This is a genomic window from Synechococcus sp. UW86 (assembly GCF_900474085.1).
Lineage (GTDB): Bacteria > Cyanobacteriota > Cyanobacteriia > PCC-6307 > Cyanobiaceae > Parasynechococcus.
In genome coordinates this window covers 506,109-527,079 of sequence record NZ_UCNU01000009.1, presented here as the reverse complement: position 1 = coordinate 527,079, position 20,971 = coordinate 506,109, and the positions used below count along the sequence as shown (strand labels likewise).

At 61.8% G+C, this 20,971-nt stretch carries 22 protein-coding genes and 1 pseudogene; 13 read left to right on the top strand and 10 right to left on the bottom strand.

Annotated features, from left to right (window positions below; genetic code table 11):
* Positions 1-3 precede the first annotated feature (3 nt).
* From trmB to DXY04_RS05075, 3 genes are read left to right on the top strand one after another with little or no spacing between them, the layout of a single operon-like run.
* On the top strand, positions 4-708 hold the full coding sequence (gene trmB, locus DXY04_RS05085) for a tRNA (guanosine(46)-N7)-methyltransferase TrmB (protein WP_115161232.1): 705 nt from the start codon (positions 4-6) through the stop codon (positions 706-708).
* Positions 709-717: 9 nt separating this feature from the next.
* Positions 718-2,034 carry an IctB family putative bicarbonate transporter gene (locus DXY04_RS05080; protein ID WP_115161231.1) on the top strand — a complete coding sequence of 439 codons (1,317 nt, stop codon included), beginning with the start codon at positions 718-720 and terminating at the stop codon, positions 2,032-2,034.
* Positions 2,031-2,984, top strand: a complete 954-nt coding sequence (locus DXY04_RS05075; RefSeq protein ID WP_115161230.1) for a BadF/BadG/BcrA/BcrD ATPase family protein — start codon at positions 2,031-2,033, stop codon at positions 2,982-2,984. Before DXY04_RS05080 ends, DXY04_RS05075 begins: the two co-directional genes overlap by 4 nt.
* On the opposite strand, the gene glmM is transcribed toward DXY04_RS05075, so the two are convergent.
* Entirely contained in the window at positions 2,971-4,365 is a 1,395-nt protein-coding gene (gene glmM / locus DXY04_RS05070; RefSeq protein ID WP_115161229.1) for a phosphoglucosamine mutase, read from the bottom strand. The genes DXY04_RS05075 and glmM overlap by 14 nt on opposite strands.
* A 348-nt stretch (positions 4,366-4,713) precedes the next feature.
* Between glmM and DXY04_RS12530 the strand changes: the two are divergent.
* Positions 4,714-6,393: pseudogene (locus DXY04_RS12530) on the top strand (transglycosylase SLT domain-containing protein); the annotation flags it as partial.
* 87 nt (positions 6,394-6,480) lie between these two features.
* Here the strand turns inward: DXY04_RS12530 and DXY04_RS12430 are convergent.
* Positions 6,481-6,984 (bottom strand): hypothetical protein, encoded by a 504-nt coding sequence (locus DXY04_RS12430; RefSeq protein WP_244278575.1) that lies wholly within the window; start codon positions 6,982-6,984, stop codon positions 6,481-6,483.
* Positions 6,985-7,047: 63 nt separating this feature from the next.
* Here DXY04_RS12430 and DXY04_RS05055 point away from each other — a divergent pair, with 63 nt between their 5' ends.
* Together DXY04_RS05055 and thyX are read left to right on the top strand one after the other, a co-directional pair.
* The gene (locus DXY04_RS05055) at positions 7,048-7,623 is read left to right on the top strand and encodes a thioredoxin domain-containing protein (RefSeq protein WP_115161228.1); all 576 of its coding nucleotides are present in this window, start codon (positions 7,048-7,050) and stop codon (positions 7,621-7,623) included.
* 44 nt (positions 7,624-7,667) lie between these two features.
* Positions 7,668-8,390, top strand: coding sequence for an FAD-dependent thymidylate synthase (gene thyX / locus DXY04_RS05050; protein ID WP_115161227.1), 723 nt, complete (start codon positions 7,668-7,670; stop codon positions 8,388-8,390).
* Between the two features lie 10 nt (positions 8,391-8,400).
* Here the strand turns inward: thyX and dcd are convergent, their stop codons facing one another.
* Together dcd and DXY04_RS05040 are read right to left on the bottom strand one after the other, a co-directional pair.
* Positions 8,401-8,994: a dCTP deaminase gene (gene dcd, locus DXY04_RS05045; RefSeq protein ID WP_006849961.1), complete on the bottom strand. Its 594-nt coding sequence runs from the start codon at positions 8,992-8,994 to the stop codon at positions 8,401-8,403.
* Positions 8,994-9,593, bottom strand: a complete 600-nt coding sequence (locus DXY04_RS05040) for a cob(I)yrinic acid a,c-diamide adenosyltransferase (RefSeq protein WP_115161287.1) — start codon at positions 9,591-9,593, stop codon at positions 8,994-8,996. Before DXY04_RS05040 ends, dcd begins: the two co-directional genes overlap by 1 nt.
* A 145-nt stretch (positions 9,594-9,738) precedes the next feature.
* Here DXY04_RS05040 and rph point away from each other — a divergent pair, with 145 nt between their 5' ends.
* From rph to DXY04_RS05020, 4 genes are read left to right on the top strand one after another with little or no spacing between them, the layout of a single operon-like run.
* A complete protein-coding gene (gene rph, locus DXY04_RS05035; RefSeq protein WP_115161226.1) occupies positions 9,739-10,482 on the top strand; it encodes a ribonuclease PH in 744 nt (247 codons plus the stop codon).
* Positions 10,483-10,540: 58 nt separating this feature from the next.
* The gene (ntcA, locus tag DXY04_RS05030) at positions 10,541-11,257 is read left to right on the top strand and encodes a global nitrogen regulator NtcA (protein ID WP_006850810.1); all 717 of its coding nucleotides are present in this window, start codon (positions 10,541-10,543) and stop codon (positions 11,255-11,257) included.
* 27 nt (positions 11,258-11,284) lie between these two features.
* Positions 11,285-12,436 carry a DUF3084 domain-containing protein gene (locus tag DXY04_RS05025; protein WP_115161225.1) on the top strand — a complete coding sequence of 384 codons (1,152 nt, stop codon included), beginning with the start codon at positions 11,285-11,287 and terminating at the stop codon, positions 12,434-12,436.
* Positions 12,433-12,879, top strand: a complete 447-nt coding sequence (locus tag DXY04_RS05020; protein ID WP_115161224.1) for a resolvase — start codon at positions 12,433-12,435, stop codon at positions 12,877-12,879. The genes DXY04_RS05025 and DXY04_RS05020 overlap by 4 nt, the downstream gene beginning before the upstream one ends.
* Here the strand turns inward: DXY04_RS05020 and DXY04_RS05015 are convergent.
* The 4 genes from DXY04_RS05015 to psbH are packed head-to-tail and all read right to left on the bottom strand — an operon-like array spanning position 12,857 to position 14,186.
* Positions 12,857-13,114 carry a DUF3146 family protein gene (locus DXY04_RS05015; protein WP_011363294.1) on the bottom strand — a complete coding sequence of 86 codons (258 nt, stop codon included), beginning with the start codon at positions 13,112-13,114 and terminating at the stop codon, positions 12,857-12,859. The two genes, DXY04_RS05020 and DXY04_RS05015, sit on opposite strands and share 23 nt — an antisense overlap.
* Entirely contained in the window at positions 13,114-13,731 is a 618-nt protein-coding gene (gene pth / locus DXY04_RS05010; RefSeq protein ID WP_115161223.1) for an aminoacyl-tRNA hydrolase, read from the bottom strand. Before pth ends, DXY04_RS05015 begins: the two co-directional genes overlap by 1 nt.
* A 14-nt stretch (positions 13,732-13,745) precedes the next feature.
* Positions 13,746-13,976, bottom strand: coding sequence for a TatA/E family twin arginine-targeting protein translocase (locus DXY04_RS05005; RefSeq protein WP_115131609.1), 231 nt, complete (start codon positions 13,974-13,976; stop codon positions 13,746-13,748).
* Between the two features lie 9 nt (positions 13,977-13,985).
* Entirely contained in the window at positions 13,986-14,186 is a 201-nt protein-coding gene (gene psbH / locus DXY04_RS05000; RefSeq protein WP_006849996.1) for a photosystem II reaction center phosphoprotein PsbH, read from the bottom strand.
* An 84-nt stretch (positions 14,187-14,270) separates the two neighbouring features.
* Here psbH and psbN point away from each other — a divergent pair, with 84 nt between their 5' ends.
* Positions 14,271-14,411, top strand: coding sequence for a photosystem II reaction center protein PsbN (psbN, locus tag DXY04_RS04995; protein WP_011363291.1), 141 nt, complete (start codon positions 14,271-14,273; stop codon positions 14,409-14,411).
* Here the strand turns inward: psbN and DXY04_RS04990 are convergent.
* On the bottom strand, positions 14,399-17,338 hold the full coding sequence (locus tag DXY04_RS04990) for a glycoside hydrolase family 38 C-terminal domain-containing protein (protein WP_115161222.1): 2,940 nt from the start codon (positions 17,336-17,338) through the stop codon (positions 14,399-14,401). The two genes, psbN and DXY04_RS04990, sit on opposite strands and share 13 nt — an antisense overlap.
* A 64-nt stretch (positions 17,339-17,402) precedes the next feature.
* Here DXY04_RS04990 and DXY04_RS04985 point away from each other — a divergent pair, with 64 nt between their 5' ends.
* Both DXY04_RS04985 and DXY04_RS04980 read left to right on the top strand, forming a co-directional pair.
* Positions 17,403-17,522 carry a photosystem II reaction center protein I gene (locus tag DXY04_RS04985; protein WP_006042333.1) on the top strand — a complete coding sequence of 40 codons (120 nt, stop codon included), beginning with the start codon at positions 17,403-17,405 and terminating at the stop codon, positions 17,520-17,522.
* A gap of 155 nt (positions 17,523-17,677) precedes the next feature.
* Complete coding sequence (locus DXY04_RS04980; protein ID WP_244278574.1) at positions 17,678-20,518, top strand: DUF3769 domain-containing protein; 2,841 nt, start codon at positions 17,678-17,680, stop codon at positions 20,516-20,518.
* Here the strand turns inward: DXY04_RS04980 and DXY04_RS04975 are convergent, their stop codons facing one another.
* On the bottom strand, positions 20,519-20,962 hold the full coding sequence (locus DXY04_RS04975) for a pentapeptide repeat-containing protein (protein ID WP_115161221.1): 444 nt from the start codon (positions 20,960-20,962) through the stop codon (positions 20,519-20,521). It abuts the gene before it with no gap.
* Positions 20,963-20,971 lie beyond the last annotated feature (9 nt).

The following is a 20,971-nucleotide window of genomic DNA, read 5'->3' as shown; positions in this document are numbered from 1 at the left end:
ACATTGCGTCAGCACGTCAATCCCCTCAGCAGCTTCTTCCAGTTGCCGCTGGAACTACCACCGCCCGAGAAGCTGTTTCGCGTTCCTGAGCAGCCGATCCATCTTGATATCGGCTGTGCCCGTGGACGGTGCCTGCTGGGCCTGGCCGAGCGTGATCCCCACTGGAATCATCTCGGCGTTGAAATCCGCCGACCGCTGGTGACGTCCGCCGATCAAGACGCGCTCGCCTCGGAGCACGGCAATGTTCGGATCCTGTTCTGCAACGCCAACATCAGCCTGGAAGGCTGGATGAAAGCCCTGAAGCAGGACCGACTGCAACGGGTCTCGATCCAATTTCCCGATCCCTGGTTCAAACGCAGGCACCACAAGCGTCGTGTCCTGCAACCCGCGCTGCTTCTGGCCATAGCAACGGCACTCCAACCAGGCCGTGAGCTGTTTCTGCAGAGCGATGTTCTGGACGTGATTGAGCCGATGGTGGCTCTCACCGAACTCAGCGCCTGTTTTGACCGCCCAGTCGAGGACCAACGTCCCTGGCGCGCCAGCAACCCGCTTTCGGTGCCCACGGAACGGGAGCGCTACGTGCTTGAGCAAAACCTCCCCGTCTACCGGGTGCTCTATCGCCGGAACCAGAATCCACGTCCTTCCGTGTCAGATCTGGAACAGCGCTGGCAGGAGATCGATAATCCGGCGGAAGCACTCACCACCTGAAGCCCCACGATGGCCTCTGCGGATGCAACCCAGACGGCGTGCGGTGGGGCCCTGTTGGTGCGCTGGCAGGGGCTGATTACTCCGGATCAGGCAGTGCTGAAACGCCTTGAAAGGCTGGCGGGACTCCTACTGCTGGCGTTGTTCACGGGTCTTCCTTTCTTCACACGCACAGGCCTGGCCCTGGTGATTGCAGCCTGCGGCGTTCTGTGGCTGCTCTGGTGCCTCTGCAGTCCGCCACCACAGCGCATCGGAACCATCTCGCGCTGGCTGATGCTTTTTCTGGCCATCGCGATTGTGGCCACGGGGTGTTCTCCAGTTCCAATCGCCGCCAGCAAAGGCCTGATCAAACTGCTCAGCTACCTGGGCGTTTATGCCTTGCTCTGCAAGCTGCTGCTGAGCAACATCCGATGGTGGGACCGACTGATCGCCGGACTGCTGAGTGGCGGGCTGCTCAGCAGTGTTCTGGCTTTGCGACAGCTGTATGCCTCCAGCGAGGAACTGGCGGGCTGGGCCGATCCGAATTCCATTAGCGCCGGCACCGTTCGGATCTATGGCCCCCTGGGAAACCCCAACCTCCTGGCGGGTTACCTGCTGCCGCTGATTCCCTTCGCAGCGATCGCTCTGGTGCGCTGGCGTGGTGTAGGAGCACAGCTGTTTGCCGGCACCACACTGGTGTTGGCAGCAACAGCCACGCTGTTCACCTACAGCCGCGGCGGCTGGCTGGGGATGTTTGCTGCCGGTGCCGTGCTGCTGTTGTTGCTGCTGCTGCGATGGACACGCCACTGGCCTCCGCTCTGGAGACGTCTGGTGCCTCTGGCCGTGCTGCTGGTTGGAGCCGCTGGCCTGGTGGTGGCGGCCACCCAGATCGATCCGATCCGCACGCGTATCACCAGCCTGCTGGCGGGACGGGGGGATAGTTCCAACAATTTCCGCATCAACGTCTGGATGGCGGCCATCCAGATGGTGCAAGACCGTCCCTGGCTGGGCATCGGCCCTGGCAATACGGCGTTCAACAGCATCTATCCCCTGTATCAGCAACCGAAGTTCAACGCCCTCAGTGCCTACTCCGTTCCCTTGGAAATCCTGGTGGAAACCGGCATTCCCGGGCTGCTGGCCTGCCTGGGATTGCTGGTCAGCAGCATGAGGCAGGGCCTCAAGCAGCTCAATGCCGATGATCCAAGCGCCTTGGCATCCATCGCCAGCCTCGCTGCCATCGCTGGGCTGCTGATGCAGGGCAGCACCGACACGATCTTCTTCCGCCCCGAAGTTCAGCTGATCGGCTGGTTTGCCCTGGCCAGCCTGGTGAGTCGACCCACGGAATCATGAAGCTGCTCGCTGGATTCGATGCCGGACAGACGCACACCCGTTGCCGCCTCAGCGTGGTTCAAAACGGCTTGCACCAGCCTGTTGGCGATGGCGAGGGACCCGGAGTCAGCCACCTGGATGCCCCCCAGGGTGAACGACGTTTCCTCGAGGCGATCAGCACCAGTGCAGAGCAGGCCCTCAAACATCACCCCGATGGCGTGATCCAGGCGGCCGTTGTGGGAGCCAGCGGCATCGAACACGGCACAGGGTTGCAACAGCGTGCTGAACATTTGGTGGGGCAAGCCCTGGCCATCGGTGATGACACAGGGTTGTCGAAGGTGCTGGTCACCGGAGACGAACGCACCGCCTTGCGAGGTGCAATCCCTGAAGGTGCAGGAATCCTGGCGATCAGCGGCACGGGAATGATCGTGCTGGGCCGAGACGAGAACGGCCTTGAACATCGCTGTGGTGGCTGGGGATGGCTGCTCGATGGAGCCGGCTCGGCTTTTGATCTCGGCCACCAGGGATTGCAGCTGACCCTGCGCATGGCCGATGGACGCCTGCCCGACCATCCTCTGCGCCTGCAGATCTGGAATCAGATGGGCTGCGACAGCCACGCTGCAGTGAAAGCCCGGGTCGTGCAGCAGGACTTCGGCACGGCTGACTTTGCAGCCTTGGCTCCGCTGGTGGTGGAAGCAGCAGCCAAGGACTGCCCGGGCGCGGAGGAGATCGTTCAGGGATCGGCAGCAGCCCTCTCAAGCTGCATCAGCACCGTGGCCCAGCAGCTTTCCCTGCGCTCCCCCCTGGTGGTCTGCCATGGAGGAGCCGTCACCCATCTCCAGGGGTTCCGCACAGCCGTGCAACAGGCCATCCGTCAGTCGACACCTGAGGCCCGATGGGGCAAGGCCAAGGGGGATGCCTGTGATGGTGCCCTCAGGATGGCCGAGGCCTTAAGCCTCAGGCCACGTTGAGATGTTCCTCGGCAACGGCGGCCAGATGCCCCGTCCAATGCTCTACCGCGTCCGACTGCTCGGCCTCCACCATCACCCGAAGCACGGGCTCAGTGCCACTGGCTCGCACCAAAATGCGACCGGTCTCGCCCATCGACTGCTCCGCCGAAGCAATGGCATCGGTCAGCGCGTTGCAGGTGCTCCAGTTCTTGCGACGCAAACGGTCCATCACCCGCACATTGACCAATTTCTGCGGGTAGGCCTGGAAACTGCGGTCCAACCAATCGCTGAGGCTGATGCCCTGGGCATGGCACAGGGTGGCCAACTGCACGGCGGTCAGAACACCATCGCCACACAACCCATGGGAGGCGGAAAGGATGTGGCCAGATTGCTCTCCACCGAGGCCCGCGCCACTGGCCACCATGGCGGCATGGACGTGCTGATCCCCCACCGGCGTGCGATCAAGGGTGCCGCCCCGCTGCTGCCAGGCCCTCTCGAAGCCAAGGTTCGACATCACAGTGGCCACCAACCGCTGATCAGGGAGCTCCTGCTGCTCCTGCAGCACAGATCCCCACAGGAACAGCACGTGGTCGCCATCGATGATGCGGCCGCGGCCATCCACCGCCAGCATCCGATCGGCATCACCGTCAAAGGCAAAACCCATTGCCGCGCCGCGCTCGATCACAGCCCGTTGCAGCGGTTCCAGATGGGTTGAACCGCAAGCCACGTTGATGCGGGAGCCATCGGGTTCCCCATGGAGCACGGTGAGATCAGCGCCCAGGGCGCGGAAGGCATCAGCACCGCACGCCGTCGCGGATCCCCAGCAGAGGTCCAAAACGATGGGGACGCCATCCAGTCGCCGTTCAGCCACCGATTGCTGCAACACCTCCCTGTAGCCATCCAGAAGATCGGCGCTAGATCGCGCCACACCGCAGCGAAATGTTCCTTGCTCAGCCATGGGCGTCTGCCCCTGCAGACCGGCTTCCACCTGGGCCTGACGAGAGGAGTTGAGTTTGGCGCCATCCGCCCCAAACACTTTGATGCCGTTGTCTGCAGGGGGGTTATGGCTGGCGGAGACCATCAGGCCGCCGGCGGCCCCCAGCTGGCGAATCAACAACGGAACCGCCGGCGTCGGACAGAGCCCAAGGGTCCACACATCGCGACCAGCCGCCGTCAAACCGGCCGTCAGGGCAGCAACCACCATGCTGCCGCTGGTCCGGGAGTCCATCCCGATCAGAACAGGACCTTCCGCCTGCAGAACCCGACCGACCCAATAGCCCACCTGAAGACACAAGGCGGGGGTGAGAACCGTGCCGGCGAGCCCACGGATCCCATCGGTTCCAAACCCTGGCGCAGCGTCACCGAGAGCGGGGCCGATCGGGGAGCACGCCTTTTGAACCATGGGTCTCAATCGTGGACAGCACCATAGGAAGCACCTCTGAGGGTGATTCCCAAGGACGTGACAGGTGCAGCTCTGCCCTCCACGGCCTGCAGGCGATCAAAGGCTCGCCAACTGTCTTTGAACCATCAGAATGAAACGAGCTCCAGGTTGGCTGTGCAGGCAGGGCCGCGAATCGGAACGCTGCTGCTGCTTTCGGTTGCTGGTTTCAGTGGGTTGGCTGCATGGGGCGGGCAGCAACTGCTTAACAAGCAGCATCAGCGCCTCACGCCTGAGGTCTCGCAGGCAAGGCTCTGGCAGCACTACCGCTGGGCCATCGATCCGCAGACCCGTCGAGAAGCCGCCCTGTTGATGCTGGCCAGGGATGGTTCACCGCAACTGCTCCATGGCCAAGGCTGGGGGCGCGATCCGATGGCGGCCGTGGTGCTCGAACGGGCAGCCCTCACCGCCGCCACCCAGGGCAAGCCATCGGACGCTGCTGAGATCTGGCAGCGCCTGTTGGATCGCTTTCCCGCAGCACCCGGCTCCTCTTGGGCGCGATTGGCGCTTGGCGACAACGACCCCGTTCTTCATCAGCAGCTGCTCCAGCAGCAACCCGCGCACCCCGCAGCACTGACCTTGGCGACTCGGGATGGCTCCGAAGCGCTGGCAAGCCATCAAGGCGCCCTGCATCTGGCCCGTTGGAATGCGCGCCGAGCCGGCGCCCTTGGGCTGATGCGTGACGCCTGCGAGGCCACGGGGGCGCAGGCACCTCAACCCGACCAGCGCCAGACCTTGGCGCAAGCACTCGCAGAACAAGGCCATTCCGACACCGCATTGACCTGTCTTCAGGAACTTGATGCCTCCCCGGAGACCCAGCTGGCCATCGGTCGTTCTCTGCTGCTGGATGGTGACCCTGGTGCGGGTACAGCCCGGCTGCTGACGCTGGCGCAGAACCACCCAAACCACCCCGCCAGCCTTGAAGCAGCGCGGATCCTGAGCGAACCGCTTGATGCCCAGCCTGGGGTTCTGGATGCCCTTCCGGCCGCCCTTCAGGAGCGCTCAGCCGCTGTTGCCGCAGCTCGCGTGCGACTCGCCGGCGGCGACGGGGCGGATGCCGCCCTGAGCCGCTGGCCCAACGACCCCGACATCTGGCAACTCCAATGGGACCTCGCCCGCGAGGCGTTTCTGGCTGAGGATTGGGATCGTGCCCGCGCCCTGCTGGAACGCCCCGATGAGGATGACCACCTGCCTCCACCGTTGGAGACGCGGCGGCTGTTCTGGTTGGGACTTAGCCACAAGCAACTCGGCGAAACGACAAAGGCAGAACGCACCTGGCGCCGCCTGATCGGGGCCTTCCCCGGGGGCTACTACCGCTGGCGCGCCATGGAGCACCTGGGCGTGGCCGAACCTCTGGCGTTGCGATCCCCAGACCCGCAGCAGGAGCCGCCAGCCTGGCAACCACTCAACAGTCATCACCGCCTGGTGAACGAGCTATGGCGCCTGGGCCAGGTTCACGCCGCCTGGGAGGCCTGGCAGGCCCAGGCAGACCCTGCAGTCCCGCCGCCACCTGAAGAACGTCTCGCCGAAGGCAGGCTGCGCCTGGCCATCGGGGACACCTGGATGGGACTGGATCAGCTCTGGTGGCTCAGCCTCCGCTGGCGTGATCCGAGCTGCCATCAACGGGGCCTTCTGCATCGCAGCCAATTCCCTCGCATCTTCGAAGCCGAGATAAAGACAGCAGCAGAGCAAGAAGGTATTCAGGCCAACCTGCTGCGAGCGATCGCCAAACAGGAATCACGCTTTGCTCCTGGTGTCGTCTCCCCTGCTGGGGCCGTTGGCGTAATGCAATTGCTGCCCTCCACAGCCACAGAGATGGCTGACGCACCAACCAGCACGCTGATGCTGAAAGATCCCGCCAACAACTTCGAACTGGGCGCGCGCTACATCAACCACCTGCTGGAGCAATGGGAGGACGACCCCTTCCGCAGCATTGCCAGCTACAACGCCGGGCCTGGTGCTGTGGCTTCTTGGAAGCAACCCACGGATCAAGACGACGATGCGCTCTGGGTTGAACGCATTCCCTACCCGGAAACACGCTTCTACACCAAGAAAGTGCTCGACAATCTGCTCGGCTACCTAGGCGGCAATCAACCCTTCTGCAAAGAGAATGGCGCTGGGGTGGGGCAGAAGCGTGCCGGCGATGATGCCAGCGATCACAACCAAACTCATCAGAAGCAGGCAGATCCCAGCGGCGGGCAGAACACCGATGCGGATGAGATCGAGCCTGGCCAACAGCACGGCTGAGGCCAAGATCAACACGTCGGTGAGCACATTGAGCTTCAGCAGGTAGATGCCACCGGTGATCACCAACAGCAGCGTGACCACCAACGTCATCACCCGACTCGATGCCATCAGCAACGACACCTGGCGCAACAGCAGATCGGGCATGGTGCAGAAGACGACAACCACCTGCGTCTGCAGCAGCACGAAACCCCAGAACCAGGCCGCACTCACACCGTAGAGGGACGTGAAGGAGGGCTGCACAATTTGCCAATGGTTGCCGAGCACAACCGCAACGAGAAACAGCACCGTCAGCAACGGCGCCCGAACCGGAAGGCTCAGCAGTCGCAGAATTGGCATAGCGTCAAGGTAGCGGCGGCCTTTCGAAGGAGCTGCCAGAGTGATCGCTGCGGTTGACGTGCGATGACAGGCACCCCGGAGTCTTCGCCCCTGGGCACAGCGCAGCGATGGGTGCTGGTGCTTATTGCGGTGGCTCTGGCCATGGGCCTTGTGGTCCTACGCGGTGGCATTCAGAGCGAAAGCCCGATGGAGCAGCTGGCGAGACGATCCCTCGACCCACAAACAGCGTTAACCAATGGACGCCCAACGCTGATCGAGTTCTACGCCGATTGGTGCCAGGTCTGCAGAGAGATGGCACCTTCGATGCTGACTTTGGAGAAGCAATCGGGAGATCGACTCGATGTTGTTCTGGTCAACGTCGACAACCCCCGTTGGCAAGATCTTGTTGATCGCTACGACGTCAACGGCATTCCCCAGTTGAACCTGTTCAACGCTGAGGGGGAAGCCAAGGGACGATCCCTCGGCTTGCGCAGCGCTGAGGAACTCCAGCTGCTCACCACAGCACTGCTTGAAAATCAGCCGTTGCCGGCCTTGCCTGGCGTCGGCAACATCAGCCAGCTGCTGACGCCCCCCTCTGCGAACAACGCGATGGCAGGGGCCTCGAGCCCAGCCAACGCGGGGCCCCGCAGCCATGGTTGACACGCCTCGCCATGATCACCACAACTCGTCACTCTGACGCTCCCATGGACCGCTTTCGGGTCGATCTGATCGCAGCTACGCCGAACCCGCAGCAATGCGTGTACGCCGCCATGCATCAGGACTACAGCGAAGGATTCGTGGCCGGAGATCGTGCCACCTGGCCCGATGAGCAGCGGGCTGGAGAGATCTGTGTGAAACGGCTGCTTTCTGGAGAGCGCGGCCACTACGGCCCGATGGAGCATGCGCAGATCGTGCTGAACGTGGGCTGGTTCCCGCACTCGGTGATGCAGCAGGCCCGCACCCACCGGGTTGGGGTGAGCTTCGATGTGCAGTCGATGCGTTACACCGGTGAACGCATCTGCCGTGCAGCGGATGGAGCCCTGGACCTGGAAGAGGTGTTCTATCTGAGGCCCATCGGCGAGTACAGCGATCGGCAGGGCAAGAAATACGCCTACACCGAAGCACTACGCCAACAGGATCTTGATCTCTGCCATAGCGCCGCCGAGCGCTACAGGGATCTGCTCAGGGCGGGCTTCGCCGAGGAGCACGCCCGCGGCATCCTTCCCTTCGACTACCGCCAGCATTTTGTGGTGAGCTTCAGCCTGCGGGCGTTCCTGCACTTCATGGACCTGCGGGCCAAGCTCGATGCCCAGCTGGAGATCCGCCAGCTCTGTGATCTGATGTGGCCCCACATGGTGGAGTGGGCCCCTGAATTTGCAGCCTGGTACGAGAAGAGCAGGCTGCACCGGGCGCGTTTGGCCCCCTAATCAGAGAGAACTAGACCTTGGCCAGCGTCACCCGTTCCGGTTGGTGCTGGTACTTGCCTTGTCGATCGCTGTAGGTGGTCGAGCAGGGATCACCCTCAAAAAACAGCAGCTGACAGATGCCCTCATCGGCATAGATGCGGCAGTCAGCACCAGAACTGTTGCTGAATTCAAGGGTGAGGTGACCCTCCCAGCTCGCTTCTGCCGGGGTGGTGTTCACGATGATTCCAAGGCGAGCATAGGTGCTCTTGCCCAAGCAGATCACGGTGATGTTGGGGGGAACCCTCAACTTCTCCAGGGCCACACCGAGGCCATAGGAATGGGCCGGGAGAATGAAATATCGCCCGTCTTCATCCTCATGAAGGGGAGTGGGTTCGAGGTTGGCCGGGTTGAACCGCTTGGGGTTCATCACCGTGCCTGGAACATGCCGGAAGATCAGAAATTCCTGGGGAGAAAGGCGTAGGTCGTAGCCGTAGGAGGAGCAACCAAAACTCAGCACTGGCCGCAGCTTCTGTTCCGGCTCCAGGTGACGGACCAAACCGCTCTGGAATGGCTCGATCATTCCCTGCCCGGCCTGTTCAGTGATCCAGCGATCGCACTTGAGCATCAGAAACCTCGGCGCAACTCCGTGACTTGATCTGCCATCTCCACCACACCGGCGGGGATTGCAGGTCCAGTGATGATCACATCCATCGAAGCGGGCCGCTGCTTAAGGGCTGCAATCACGTCCGCCTCATCCAGGTATCCGAAGGCCACGGCAAGGCCGAGTTCATCCAACACCAGCTGGTCGAGATCTCCCTGGATCAGATGCTGACGGCAGATGGACCAAACCTCAGCCACCGCATCCGCACCACCGGGATGCCCCGGCGAGGAGAGGCAGAGGGGCACTTCCGGCCGCAGCCAAACGAGGCCTCCGCAGAGCTGCACCCGGCCGGCCGGTCCCTGCTGTACGCCCCCTTTGAGGAACTGACTGATCAGAACACGACTGCCCAAGCCGGCAGCTCGCATGGCCTGGCTGAGAACAGTGGCGAAACTGCCTCGATAAGGCGACGTATGCACTTGCAGCTGCCCTTCGGGAGCCACCAGATGTAGGGGTGGCGGATCAGAGACGGCAGGCAAGGGCCTCAGGCCCGCCCGTTGCAAGGCCTGCTGATCCCGATCCAGGGAATTTTGGAAGGATTGGGGGTCGGCGAGGCTTGTGGTCATCACGGAAGCATCTGTCCGGGCGACCCCGGCAAGACCTTGAATGTAGCGGCGAGATCACATTCCACAAGGGGATTGACACCACCCATGGTGTTTGGACAGGGCGAGAACCAACCGCCTGCGAGGCTTGACGAACTGCACACCAACGATGAGCCAATCCCCTGAACAACGCACTGATGGCCGTCGCCCGCAGCAGTTGCGACCGTTCTCGGTGACCTGGAATCCCATGGGGTTTGCCTTGAGCTCCCTTGTGGTTCACACCGGCCGAACCGCTGTTCTCTGCAGCGTTTGCTTGGAGGACAAGGTTCCCCGCTGGCGCAAGGGAGAAGGATTGGGATGGCTCAGCGCCGAATACCGGTTGCTGCCCGGATCCACCCCACAGCGGCAATCACGGGAGCTGATGAAACTCTCGGGTCGCACCCAGGAAATTCAGCGGCTGATCGGCCGAAGCCTGCGCGCCGTAATCGACATGGAGCGTCTAGGGGAGCGCACCTTGCTGATCGACTGCGACGTGATCCAAGCGGACGCCGGCACCCGGACGGCCTCGATCACCGGGGCTTGGCTCGCCCTGGACCAAGCCTGCCGATCCCTGGTGGACCAAGGAGTGCTGGAGCAATCGCCCCTGATCGATCAGGTGGCGGCTATATCCGTGGGCTTGGTTGATGGCCAGGCCTTGCTGGATCTGGACTACAGCGAAGACAGCCGAGCCGAGGTGGACCTGAACGTTGTGCAGTCCGGCGATGGCCGTCTGCTGGAAATCCAGGGAACTGCGGAGGGTGCGCCCTTCAGTCGCAGCCAACTCAATGAGCTGCTGGATTTAGCAGAGCCGGGATTGACATCCCTGATGCAGGCGCAACGCCAGGCCTTCAACGAGCACAGCAGCGTTACGTAATAACCGCTACATGGCGGCCACCGCCGGCTCCGTAACTTCGCCACACCAGGGGGTTGTCATGACCAGTAGCCGAGGTTTCAGCCGATACGCCCCGCAGATGGTGGCCCCAGCTCCCAGCGCAGAGCCCGCCAACCGTTCTCTGCTGGAGATCATCCGGGATCTCGATGGCGCTAGCAGTGAACTGGTGGATCGCAACAAGACCATCTTTTTCCCCGGAGATCCCGCAGAACGGGTGTATCTGATCCGCCGGGGAGCCGTTCGTCTGTCCCGCGTCTACGAATCGGGAGAAGAGATCACCGTGGCCCTGCTCCGCGAGAACAGCCTCTTCGGGGTGCTGTCACTGCTGACAGGCCAACGGTCCGACCGCTTCTATCACGCTGTGGCCTTCACCCGGGTCGAAATGGTGACGGCACCAGCGACTTCCGTGAAGGCCGCCATCGAAGCAGACACCAGCGTTGGCCTGCGCTTGCTTCAGGGTCTCTCCAGCCGGATTCTGCAGACCGAGACGATGATTGAAACCCTCACCCATCGGGACATGTCATCCCGGCTGGTGAGCTTCCTGCTGGTGCTTTGCAGGGACTTCGGCGTGGCAGATGAGCTGGGCATCACCATCGACCTGCGCCTGTCCCATCAGGCCATCGCTGAAGCAATTGGCTCAACACGCGTCACAATCACGCGTCTGCTGGGAGACTTGCGTCAATCCGGTCTGGTTCAGATTGACCGCAAGAAAATCACCGTTCTGGATCCGATCGCGCTGGCCAAACGCTTCAGCTAGGCCTGCCATCGCCCGACTTGTGCAGCCATGAGCGGCTGGGCACTGATTCTGGTTCTGTTGGTGCTTGGGGGCGTGCTGTCGACCCTGGGCGACCGCTTGGGCAGCCGCGTCGGCAAAGCGCGACTGAGTTTGTTCAGCATGCGCCCACGGCGCACCGCCGTTTTGATCACGGTGTTGACCGGCAGCCTGATCAGCGCACTCTCACTTGGCCTGATGCTTCTGGTTAGCCGGCAGTTGCGGGTGGGCCTGTTTGAACTAGATGCCCTGCAGGAGAAACTCCAAGACAGCCGTCAGCAGCTAAAGGCAGCCGAGCGGGAACGGGACAAGACCCAAACGGAAACCAAACGGATCGCCATTGAGCTCGAGCAATCACAGCAACGGGCCAACACCCTGCGCCTCGAACTGGCTCCTCTTCAGAAGGAGCTGGCCCAACTCGAAGCCGAACGTGAACGCCTCAGCCAGGACATCGCCTCCCGCGATGCGGACATCCAGCGCACGGAAGCCGAACTCAACAGCGTTCGCAGCCGCATCCGAGCCGGTGAGCAGGAACTCAAAGAACTGGAACGCAATCTGGTCGCCTTGCGGCGTGGATCGGTGGTGATCAGCAGCGGACAGACCTTGGCAAGAGCAACGGTTCGACTCGATGCTCCGGACCAGGCCAAACAGGCTGTCGACAGGCTGTTGCAGGAGGCCAATCTCAACGCCTACAGGAAAGTGCGACCTGGCGAAGCACCCGAACGGCAGTTGATCCGCGTTCCGCGCAGCGATGTGGAACGCCTGCAAAGCATCATCCGCAAACCGGAGACCTGGGTGATCTCGCTGCACTCAGCCACCAATGTGCTGCGAGGTGAAACAGCGGTGTACGCCTTCCCCGAGGTGCGTCCGAACCGGCCGGTGACCCAACGCGGAGACGTGCTGGCCACCACCACACTGCAACCGGATGAACGCACTCCAGAGGGCATTCGCACACGATTGAACCTTCTCCTGGCCTCGGCCTATGCCGAAGTGCAGCGGCGGGGATCCCTGACCGAAGGCCTTCAGTTCGATGGATCAGCCCTCTCCCAACTGGCCCAGACCCTCATGGAAGGAACCAGCCAAAGCGTGGTCTTGGACGTGATTTCCGCAGGGGTCAGCGACAGTGCCGATCCTGTCGTCGTCACCATTCAGGCCTCCCCATGAAACGGGTGGCCGTCCTCGATCCAGGCCGCTGCAAATGTGGTCTTGTGCTGGCCGATCTTCAGCTCGGCCTCGTGCGCGAAGGGCATGTGCTGGCCCCGGAGGCCGTCGAACCCTGGCTGGAGCACTGGAATCAAGACCGCGCTCTCGACCGCATCCTGATCGGCGATGGCACGGGAAGCCGAGCCTGGATCCAGCGACTGGAACGGCTGGGCCATCTCACCGTGGTTCCGGAGCAGGGAACAACCCTGAGGGCGAGACAGCGTTACTGGGCGCTATGGCCGGCTCGAGGTTGGCGACGGATGCTGCCGGCAGGACTGCGCGTTCCACCGGTGGATCTGGATGCTGTTGCAGCTTTGGTGATGCTTGAGGAGCACCTGCAATGCCGCCTGAAATGGCCTGAGCCTGCTCCCACGTTCTCGCTCAGAACCTGGCCCGGACCATGAAGGTGTAATCACCCCCCGGTTCCAGCCTGTAATCAGAACGCACCAGAAACCGCCGCAGGGCATCCTCGATCAGGGCACGTCCCAGGGATGGCTCCACTACCAATTCACCGCGATCAAAGGCCCAGGAAAACTGCCACTCAAACCCTCCAGCAGAAACTTCACCCTCCACGCACTTGGCTTGAAAACACTGGCGGAGCACACGCAAATGGGCCGTTGTCGCCGGAAGTGCCGGCATCAGTCGACCGACTCCAGGTCATAGCGGAAGCCGTTGATCCAGGTTCCAGCGCGCTCAAAGCTCTGGCGCTGAAGACGTTGAATCCCATCCAGAACAGCATCGAGAACAGCGCCCACACAGGGTTGCTCCGCCTTGCTGAACGGACCAAGAACATGGGACACCGTTCGGGCGCGGCGTTCGGCAGGGTTCTCAGCCGGCGCACCAATGCCGATCCGCAGCCTGGGGAACGCCTGGGTACCGAGATGCTGAATGGTGCTGCGCAAACCGTTGTGCCCGCCGGCACTGCCCTGGGCCCGCAACCGCAAACGACCCAGCGGAAGATCCATGTCGTCCACCAGCACCAACAATTGGTGAGGCTCCAGGCCGAACCAATCGAGAGCCGCACGAATGGCACGACCGCTGTCATTCATGTAGGTCTGAGGCATCAGCAAGCGCAGCCGCTGCTCACCAACCCCTGTATCGGCTGCAAGACCGTGCAACTTGGCTTGCTGACGAAAACTGAACCCAGAGCGCTCACCCAAAAGCTCGAGGGCCATGAAGCCGATGTTGTGACGGGTGCCGGCGTATTTCGCACCCGGATTTCCCAAACCCACCACCAGCTTGAGATCAGTGGTCATACCGCTGGAACGACTCAGTCGCTGGGGGGAAGTTCTTCAACCGGCTTCGCAGCCTCACCGGAAACTTCCGGTTCAGCCATGGCTTTGTTGATCTCGCGTTCGAATTCCTTAGAGGCAGATTGGAAGCCCTTCAGGGTTTTACCAAGAGTCCGACCAAGCTCGGGCAGGCGTTTCGGCCCGAAAACCAACAAGGCAACAGCGCCGATAACCGCCATTTCGGGGAGACCGACGCCGAAGATGTTCATGGGTGCAGATCAGCCGAGGCCGTTCCAGTTCACGTTGATGCCCTCGAGGATGAGGGACTTGTTGTACAGCTGAAGAATCACCAGCAGAAACACCAGGAACAGCACCATGAAGATGCCCATCACGGGAGTGGTGCCCCATCCAGGAACCACCTTGCCATACTCGGAGTTTAGTGGGCGGAGAAGGTCTCCCAGACGGGTGCGTTGTGCCATGGCGACGCCGGGTCTCGGGTGGTTTGAAGTCTCGATACTGTAGGGGCCGACTCCGGTTCGGGGTTGATCCTGTCGAGAGATGTGATGGAAACGTCGTCCCCAGCCCTGTCCGTCGCCATTGGCGTGCTCGCCGTTTTGTTCGGACTCACCGGATTTGGCGTGTATCAAGCCTTTGGCCCTCCATCAAAAGCACTCGACGACCCGTTCGACGATCACGAGGACTGATCCACCACCAGGGAGACGAGTTCTCCTGGGGTGATCACCACGGCGGGAGCGGACATTGAGTCGGCTTCCCTGCGGACCCTCCACCCCGCTCCGGGGGTCCAGCGACAGCGCGCTGATCCCGAATTGAGCAGCTTCAGCAGGCAACCATCGGCATGGCGCTCCAACCCCACCGGCGTGAGTGGAAACGGCAGCGATGGAAACCATTGGCGCTGCTCCGCCGGCAAGTCCGCACACCACCCGGGCTCACGAAAGGCAATGGCCGCCTGCGACACACCGGCATCGCTCCATGAGCCGGCGAACGGCATGAGGGCCAAGCGCTGGCGATGCCACCCCTGATCAGCGCTGGGATCTGGCCAGGTCGGGCCCCGCAGCAGCGAAATGCCAAGTCGGTCTGAAGACCAATCCACACCCTGGGGGCCGTCCAGCAACACAGCCATCCCGCCTCCGGGAGCCGCCGACTGCGAGACGAACCAGGAGATCACAGGCACTTCCCAACGGGCTTGTTCCCGAGCCGTCATCGGTGCAGCCGGCCGTTCGATCACCCCTCCACTGGTGTCGGCAGCGATGCGGACGGCGGGGGTCGCCAGCGGCAGCTCAAGACGCAGCAACTCATGGGTCTGGCGCCAGTCGATACCGCAGATCAGCTCCAGCCAGGGCGTGTCGGCCTTCAGCCGCAGGTCCAGACGCATGCAACTGGCACCGAGCTGGCGCCGCAGCACCAGATGCGCCACCAGGGGGCCCTGATCGAGCCACTCCAGGGAATCCGTACAGAGCACACCCAGGGGCTGGGATCGGTAGTCCGCCGCAAGATCCCAGGCATCCCAGAATTCGTCCCGGTCTCGATAGCGCTCCAACTGCAGGGAAGACGACAACTGATCCCGTCCATCGCGATCCCGCAAAGCCAGCAGTCCGGCCGAGGAGACATCGAGCTCGATCAGACCGTTGCCCACACGCCAAGCTCCCGCCCCCAGCGACGTGGTAACCACAGCCTGACGGGGCTCAGCCGCACAGGACGTCAAGCCTGGTTCACGCCGGAGCGGCACCGAACAAATCCCGTGCTGACGCGGTAGCTGCACCCAGGTACCACCAGCAGCGGCATTTTGCTGCGGCAGTGAAACGGCATCCGCTGACCACGATCCCGCAGGAAGGCGAACCAGAGGCGACCAGGACGCCAAAGGCTGCAGACCCCACCAACTCCACACCGCTGCTGTGTCCTCCGGACGCGGCAGCCTTGCCAGCCGCCGATCGCGTTCCTGGCGGGCCTGGCGCCGGGCCGAGCGCCAGACCGGTTCCGCCTGGTCAAACACCTCCGGGATCGAGGTTCCCGGAAGGATGTCGTGAAACTGCTGGAACAACAGCGGGCGCCAATCGCTGCTGCCGCTGTCGCGACCTGCGATCGCCAACAGGGCTGAGACTGCATCAGCCTCCCGTAAGAGCCGTTCAAGCGTTCGGTTGTGTCGCTTCTGATCCGGACGGCTGGTGGCGCAACCGCGGTGCAACTCCAGGAAAAGTTCATCTCGCCACACAGGCCAGGCCTGATCACCCTGCTCCAGCTCGGCCAAGAACTCCCGCACCGTGCCGGCTCGGGTGGGCAAGGCGGCTGCTTGCCCTTCCCAGAGCTCGATCTGCTCCAGCAACTCCTCGGTGGGACCACCACCGTGATCACCAACGCCTGGAATCCACAGCGCCGCCTCCAGCCCCGTGGCCTGATGCCAGGCCCGCTGCTCGTCCAGCATCTCCACAGGATCGGCGCGGCGCCCGATCGGCGGCAGCATCAGGCTGTGCAGTTCCGACCGTCCCCGTGCGCGCCAGCGGAACAAGCGGTGGGGGAAAGGGTTGTCAGCATTCCAGGCCAGCTTGTGGGTGCAGAACCAGCGCACACCGGTGGCTGACGCCACGGCAGGCAGACCAGCAGAGAAGCCAAAGCTGTCCGGCAACCAGGCCAACTCATGGATCCACTCCGGGAAACGGCGGCGGCTGTCGTCCTGACCGAGAGCGAACTGGTTCCACAAAGACGCCGTGCTGACCAGCACACAGTCGGTCTCCACCCAGGGGCCATTGATCGGTTCCCAGCGGCCGGCCCGGCTGGCCGCCTGGATCTCGGCAAAAAGAGCGGGCCGATGTTGCTCCATCCAGGCATAAAGCGCCGGCGTGGAATGGGCAAAGCGCAGCTCGGGCCAGCGACGCATCAACGCCAACGTTGATCGGAAGGTGCGTTCAGCGGCCTGCCAGGTATCAGCGACCGGCCAAAGCCAAGCCAGATCGAGATGGGCATGACCCAGCCAATGCAACAACCCTCGTAGCGGCTCTGCCTGGTGCAGGTGCGCTGCAACAGCAGCCTGCGCCTCTGCACCGCTGGGATCCAGCTCCGCCCAATGCGGCGGCAGGTCTCCGTCCGCCGCCAGATGCAGCTCCAGGGCCGCAGGCAACAGCGTGCCCTCGGGGTTGGAGCCTGCGGTCTGCGGCTCCAGGTCGAGATGGCTGCTGATCAGAGCTCCATCGTCATGCAGGGGGCTGCAGAGCTCCAGCACAAGATCCAGTGCAGCCCCCTGACGACAACGCCCAGGCAGCGGCCAGCGACAGGCGGTATCGAACAGATCCCCCTCATGCACCAGCACGCCATCCACCCAGAGACGCATCTGCTCGGCCCACCAGCTCAGCACCAGCCGGGCACGGCAGGAATCACTGTCACTCCAGCCATCAGGCCAGCTCAACCGCTGCTCAAGCCGCAGCCATTGACGTCCCCTGGGCCAGATCAACAGGCCACGCTTGGCCCAGTCCGGCCGGTGCGTTGATCCCCAGCTTTCATCAAGAAAAAACCCAGGCTGGGCGGCGCCTGAGCGGCGCCAACCGGCACGCAGATCACGCCGCGAGCGACTGCGAAACGTTTCAATCCACTCCGATCGACCGACTTGATCAGGGTTCATTCCCCTGCTGACGCTGTCATGCCCCATAGGATGATGCCCTTGTCACAGACGCCGGTCGGTCTCCATGCTCGCCCTCAAGATCTCCGTTTACTCGGTCGTCTTCTTCTTCCTCGGCATCTTCGTGTTCGGGTTCCTTGCGAGCGATCCAAGCCGCACCCCTAGCCGCAAAGATCTAGAGGATTGAGGCTGTCTCCTGACCAGACCGCGCCACACACTGGTCTGATCGGAGCATGATTTCTGAAATGAGCTGCCAAGCTCATGGGCCGCAGCAGCATGGCCTTGGCGGCGCTCCGCCTTCTTTTTGTATTGACCGGAACCCTGATAACAGGGTCGGTATCCGTGCTGCCCGCAGCGGCCGGTTCAGCTGAATCAACGCCAGAGCCAGCTGCTCCAGCACCCTCGAGCCTGAACGTTCGAGCTGACCGCCAATACACCGATACCAAGTCGAAAGCCAACGTCGCCGAAGGCAACGTCTCAGTTCAGCTCGGGGACGCCGAGCTGCGCGCTGATCGGATCGAATTTGATGCGGCCTACCGCACGCTCTACGCACGCGGCGCTGTCCGCTTCAGGCGTGGCAGCCAATATTTTCAGGCGTCAAGCTTCCGCTACAACCTCGTCCAGCAGGAAGGACTGCTCAATGATGTTTACGGGGTCATCGACCTCGAGGAGCCCCTCACCAATCCATTAAGCAGTTCTCGAGCAACATCAGCCCCACCGGAGTCACCCACCCTTGCTAGCCGTGAGGACATGCCGACCGCGGCCTGTCCGCCACTGCTTCCTCCGATCCCCGACTGGCATCCCCAGCCCTGGGCAGTGACGGCATGGGGCGGTCAGATGATTGATGCAGACTTCGGCCCCACTTTCCTTTTCGACGGTCGAATGCGTCCCGAAGGCCTGCTGGGCGTCGGCTTACAGAAGCGAATTAAGCGAGCAGGCCCACTTGCCATTGAACTTGAGGCTGACCTGTTCAGCCACATCGCAGACAAACAACAAGGTGGCGCCTACAACCAAAGCCAGCCCAATGCTGATCTCCCATCCCAAAGCTTTGGGGAAGGGATTCTGGGCATCGGAGCACGCTTGTGGGTCCAGCCTTGGCTGAGTTTCAGCGTCGTTGAGGGCATCAGTTTTTACACCGATGTCAGCCTCTATGAGAAAACTTTCCGGGAGAAAAGCAGCCAGCTTCTGAACTATCTCGGCTTCGAAGTTGAAGCCGCTGTATCTCCCGACTTGTCACTCGTTGGTCGGATTCACCACCGCTCAGGAGCATTTGGCCTCTTCGACGGAGTCTCAGGGGGGAGCAATGGATACTTGCTCGGCCTGCGCTACCGCTGGGGACAAAACATACCGGCTTCAAATAGCTACGTAATGCCTCCACTGCCGGAGTGTGAAATCCCGGATCGCAACAAGCACGTCAAGCCCTCCTCCCTCTCAGAACGCCTCGAATCGATTGCCCTCGGAGACGGAGGTGATCCTCAGCGGCATGTCTCCAGCAATGAAACAACCCAGCAGCTATCGATCCCCCCCGCTCAGCAGCAGGCCATGCGGGACGAGGCAATCGCCGAGATCGATCAGCGGATTTCGAACATCGCTTCAAAGGGCAGCTTCAGCATCGAGCAACGCGGAGGAATCAGAACCAAGCGCTCAAATTCCTCAATTCAGGATGAAAATCGCTTTGGAGCAATCCGACCTCCTCAACTGAAGATTCGCGGAAAAACTCAGCTTGTTACCGGAACGATTAGTCGATGGAGAGTTCAAGCCTCAAAGGTCTTAATCACAAAGGATGGCTGGAAAGCTGATCGAATGGGTTTCAGCAACGACCCCTTCACACCGGCGCAAACAAGGATTGATGCAGAGGGTGTGATCGCCATGGAACAAGCCAATGGCGACGTGCTGCTTTCGGCGCGGCGAAACCGCCTGATCTTCGAAGAGCGATTGCCCATCCCAGTTACGCGTCGACAACTCATAAAAGGAGAGGAAGATGTGGAAAACCGTTGGGTCTTTGGGTTCGACGACAGGGATCGTGACGGCTTCTACATTGGGCGCAATCTCAAGCCGATTCAGCTAAATCGCGATTTCACCCTGACTCTGGAGCCCCAGTTCATGGTGCAACGAGCCAACAATGGCGAAACCAGTAGCTATCCAGCACCAGGCAAATCAGCCGACAGTGAAGATGTCGACCAGCCCACCACGACTCCTGACCTGTTCGGCCTTAAAGCCAAACTCAAGGGAAAGCTCTGGGATTGGGACGTCAACCTGAAGAGCGACATAACCAGTTTCAAACCGCAGAATTTTGCCAACGGCAGCCGCTACTGGGGCACTTTCGAAAATGATTTCGAGCTGCCCTGGATCGGGGACGTCACCGCCCGTTTGTTTGGCGCCTATCGCTACCGGTCCTGGAATGGCTCCCTGGGAGAAACCAATGTGTACTCAGCACTGGGTGGTTTCATCGAGCAGAGAAAGGCCTTCGAGTTGGGCAAGTTGAGCAACTCCTACATCTGGCGAATCGGTGCAGGTAATTACCAGGCGGACAGCTTCACCAGCACCAATCTCACTGAAACCATGCGTTCCAACTTCTACGGCTCCCTCACTAGCAGCTATCCGATCTGGCACGGGGAATCAGCTCCTTTGACCCCTGAGGACGCTTACCGCTACTCACCGATAGCCATCGTTCCAGGTCTACGGTTCAACACCAATATCAACACCCTTCTGGCGTCCTATGGCGATGGCACCAGTCAAAGCACGTTCACCTTGTCCGTGGGGCCAACCCTCACCCTGGGAACCTTCAGCAGAGCCTTCCTGGACTACACAAAACTGACGATCAGCGGTAGTGCCACCCTCAAAAATGGTTCAAGCCCCTTTGATTTCGACCAGGCCATCGACTTGGGCACGCTTGGCATTGGCATCACCCAGCAGATCGCTGGCCCCCTAATCCTCAATGCCGGCTTCGGAATCAATGTGGATCCAGCTTCCGATTACTACGGCGACGTAATTGATTCCATGATCGAACTTCGATTGCAACGACGTAGCTATGACATCGGGTTGTACATCAACCCCTACGAAGGCATCGGCGGTTTCCGATTCAGGCTCCACGACTTTGACTTCAACGGCACAGGCGTGCCGTTTGTGCCATACACCCCAACGAGCTGGATGAACACCAACAAGGCGGATCGACCCTTCTGATCAATCACCGCCCCCGATGATCAGATCGCTGCCTAACAGTGAAGCTCCGGCATAGCGCATGCCTGAGGTCCGCACGTTCGGGGCATAGGCGTTGATCACCTGAGCCTCCCGCAGATCGGCATTGCGCAGATCCACGCCGGACAGCTCAGCATTGGTGAGGTTGGCTCCCCGCAGGTCAGCACCTTCCAGCAACGCTCCCGTCAGGTCAGCACCTTCCAGATTCGCCTCCCGCAGATCGGCGCCGCGCAGATCACTGCCTCGTAAATCTGCGCCGATCAGATGGGCCTGACGGAAATCCGCCTCGCGGAGGTCACAGCCTGGACAGCTGCGGTCCAACGGATCATGGGGCTCAATCTGAAGTGGAACGGCACCAACGGGAGCCACACCGGCAACAACCAACAGGGGCGCCAACGGCAACAACACCCGCGAAAGCAAATGGGCCATTGAGATCCA

Coding starts and splice junctions, on each gene's coding strand:
- DXY04_RS05080 (WP_115161231.1), top strand. CDS start 718: ATGGCCTCTGCGGATGCAACCCAGACGGCGTGCGGTGGGGCCCTGTTG.
- DXY04_RS05075 (WP_115161230.1), top strand. CDS start 2,031: ATGAAGCTGCTCGCTGGATTCGATGCCGGACAGACGCACACCCGTTGC.
- glmM (WP_115161229.1), bottom strand. CDS start 4,365: ATGGTTCAAAAGGCGTGCTCCCCGATCGGCCCCGCTCTCGGTGACGCT.
- DXY04_RS12430 (WP_244278575.1), bottom strand. CDS start 6,984: ATGCCAATTCTGCGACTGCTGAGCCTTCCGGTTCGGGCGCCGTTGCTG.
- DXY04_RS05055 (WP_115161228.1), top strand. CDS start 7,048: ATGACAGGCACCCCGGAGTCTTCGCCCCTGGGCACAGCGCAGCGATGG.
- thyX (WP_115161227.1), top strand. CDS start 7,668: ATGGACCGCTTTCGGGTCGATCTGATCGCAGCTACGCCGAACCCGCAG.
- dcd (WP_006849961.1), bottom strand. CDS start 8,994: ATGCTCAAGTGCGATCGCTGGATCACTGAACAGGCCGGGCAGGGAATG.
- DXY04_RS05040 (WP_115161287.1), bottom strand. CDS start 9,593: ATGACCACAAGCCTCGCCGACCCCCAATCCTTCCAAAATTCCCTGGAT.
- rph (WP_115161226.1), top strand. CDS start 9,739: ATGAGCCAATCCCCTGAACAACGCACTGATGGCCGTCGCCCGCAGCAG.
- ntcA (WP_006850810.1), top strand. CDS start 10,541: ATGACCAGTAGCCGAGGTTTCAGCCGATACGCCCCGCAGATGGTGGCC.
- DXY04_RS05025 (WP_115161225.1), top strand. CDS start 11,285: ATGAGCGGCTGGGCACTGATTCTGGTTCTGTTGGTGCTTGGGGGCGTG.
- DXY04_RS05020 (WP_115161224.1), top strand. CDS start 12,433: ATGAAACGGGTGGCCGTCCTCGATCCAGGCCGCTGCAAATGTGGTCTT.
- DXY04_RS05015 (WP_011363294.1), bottom strand. CDS start 13,114: ATGCCGGCACTTCCGGCGACAACGGCCCATTTGCGTGTGCTCCGCCAG.
- pth (WP_115161223.1), bottom strand. CDS start 13,731: ATGACCACTGATCTCAAGCTGGTGGTGGGTTTGGGAAATCCGGGTGCG.
- DXY04_RS05005 (WP_115131609.1), bottom strand. CDS start 13,976: ATGAACATCTTCGGCGTCGGTCTCCCCGAAATGGCGGTTATCGGCGCT.
- psbH (WP_006849996.1), bottom strand. CDS start 14,186: ATGGCACAACGCACCCGTCTGGGAGACCTTCTCCGCCCACTAAACTCC.
- psbN (WP_011363291.1), top strand. CDS start 14,271: ATGGAAACGTCGTCCCCAGCCCTGTCCGTCGCCATTGGCGTGCTCGCC.
- DXY04_RS04990 (WP_115161222.1), bottom strand. CDS start 17,338: ATGAACCCTGATCAAGTCGGTCGATCGGAGTGGATTGAAACGTTTCGC.
- DXY04_RS04985 (WP_006042333.1), top strand. CDS start 17,403: ATGCTCGCCCTCAAGATCTCCGTTTACTCGGTCGTCTTCTTCTTCCTC.
- DXY04_RS04975 (WP_115161221.1), bottom strand. CDS start 20,962: ATGGCCCATTTGCTTTCGCGGGTGTTGTTGCCGTTGGCGCCCCTGTTG.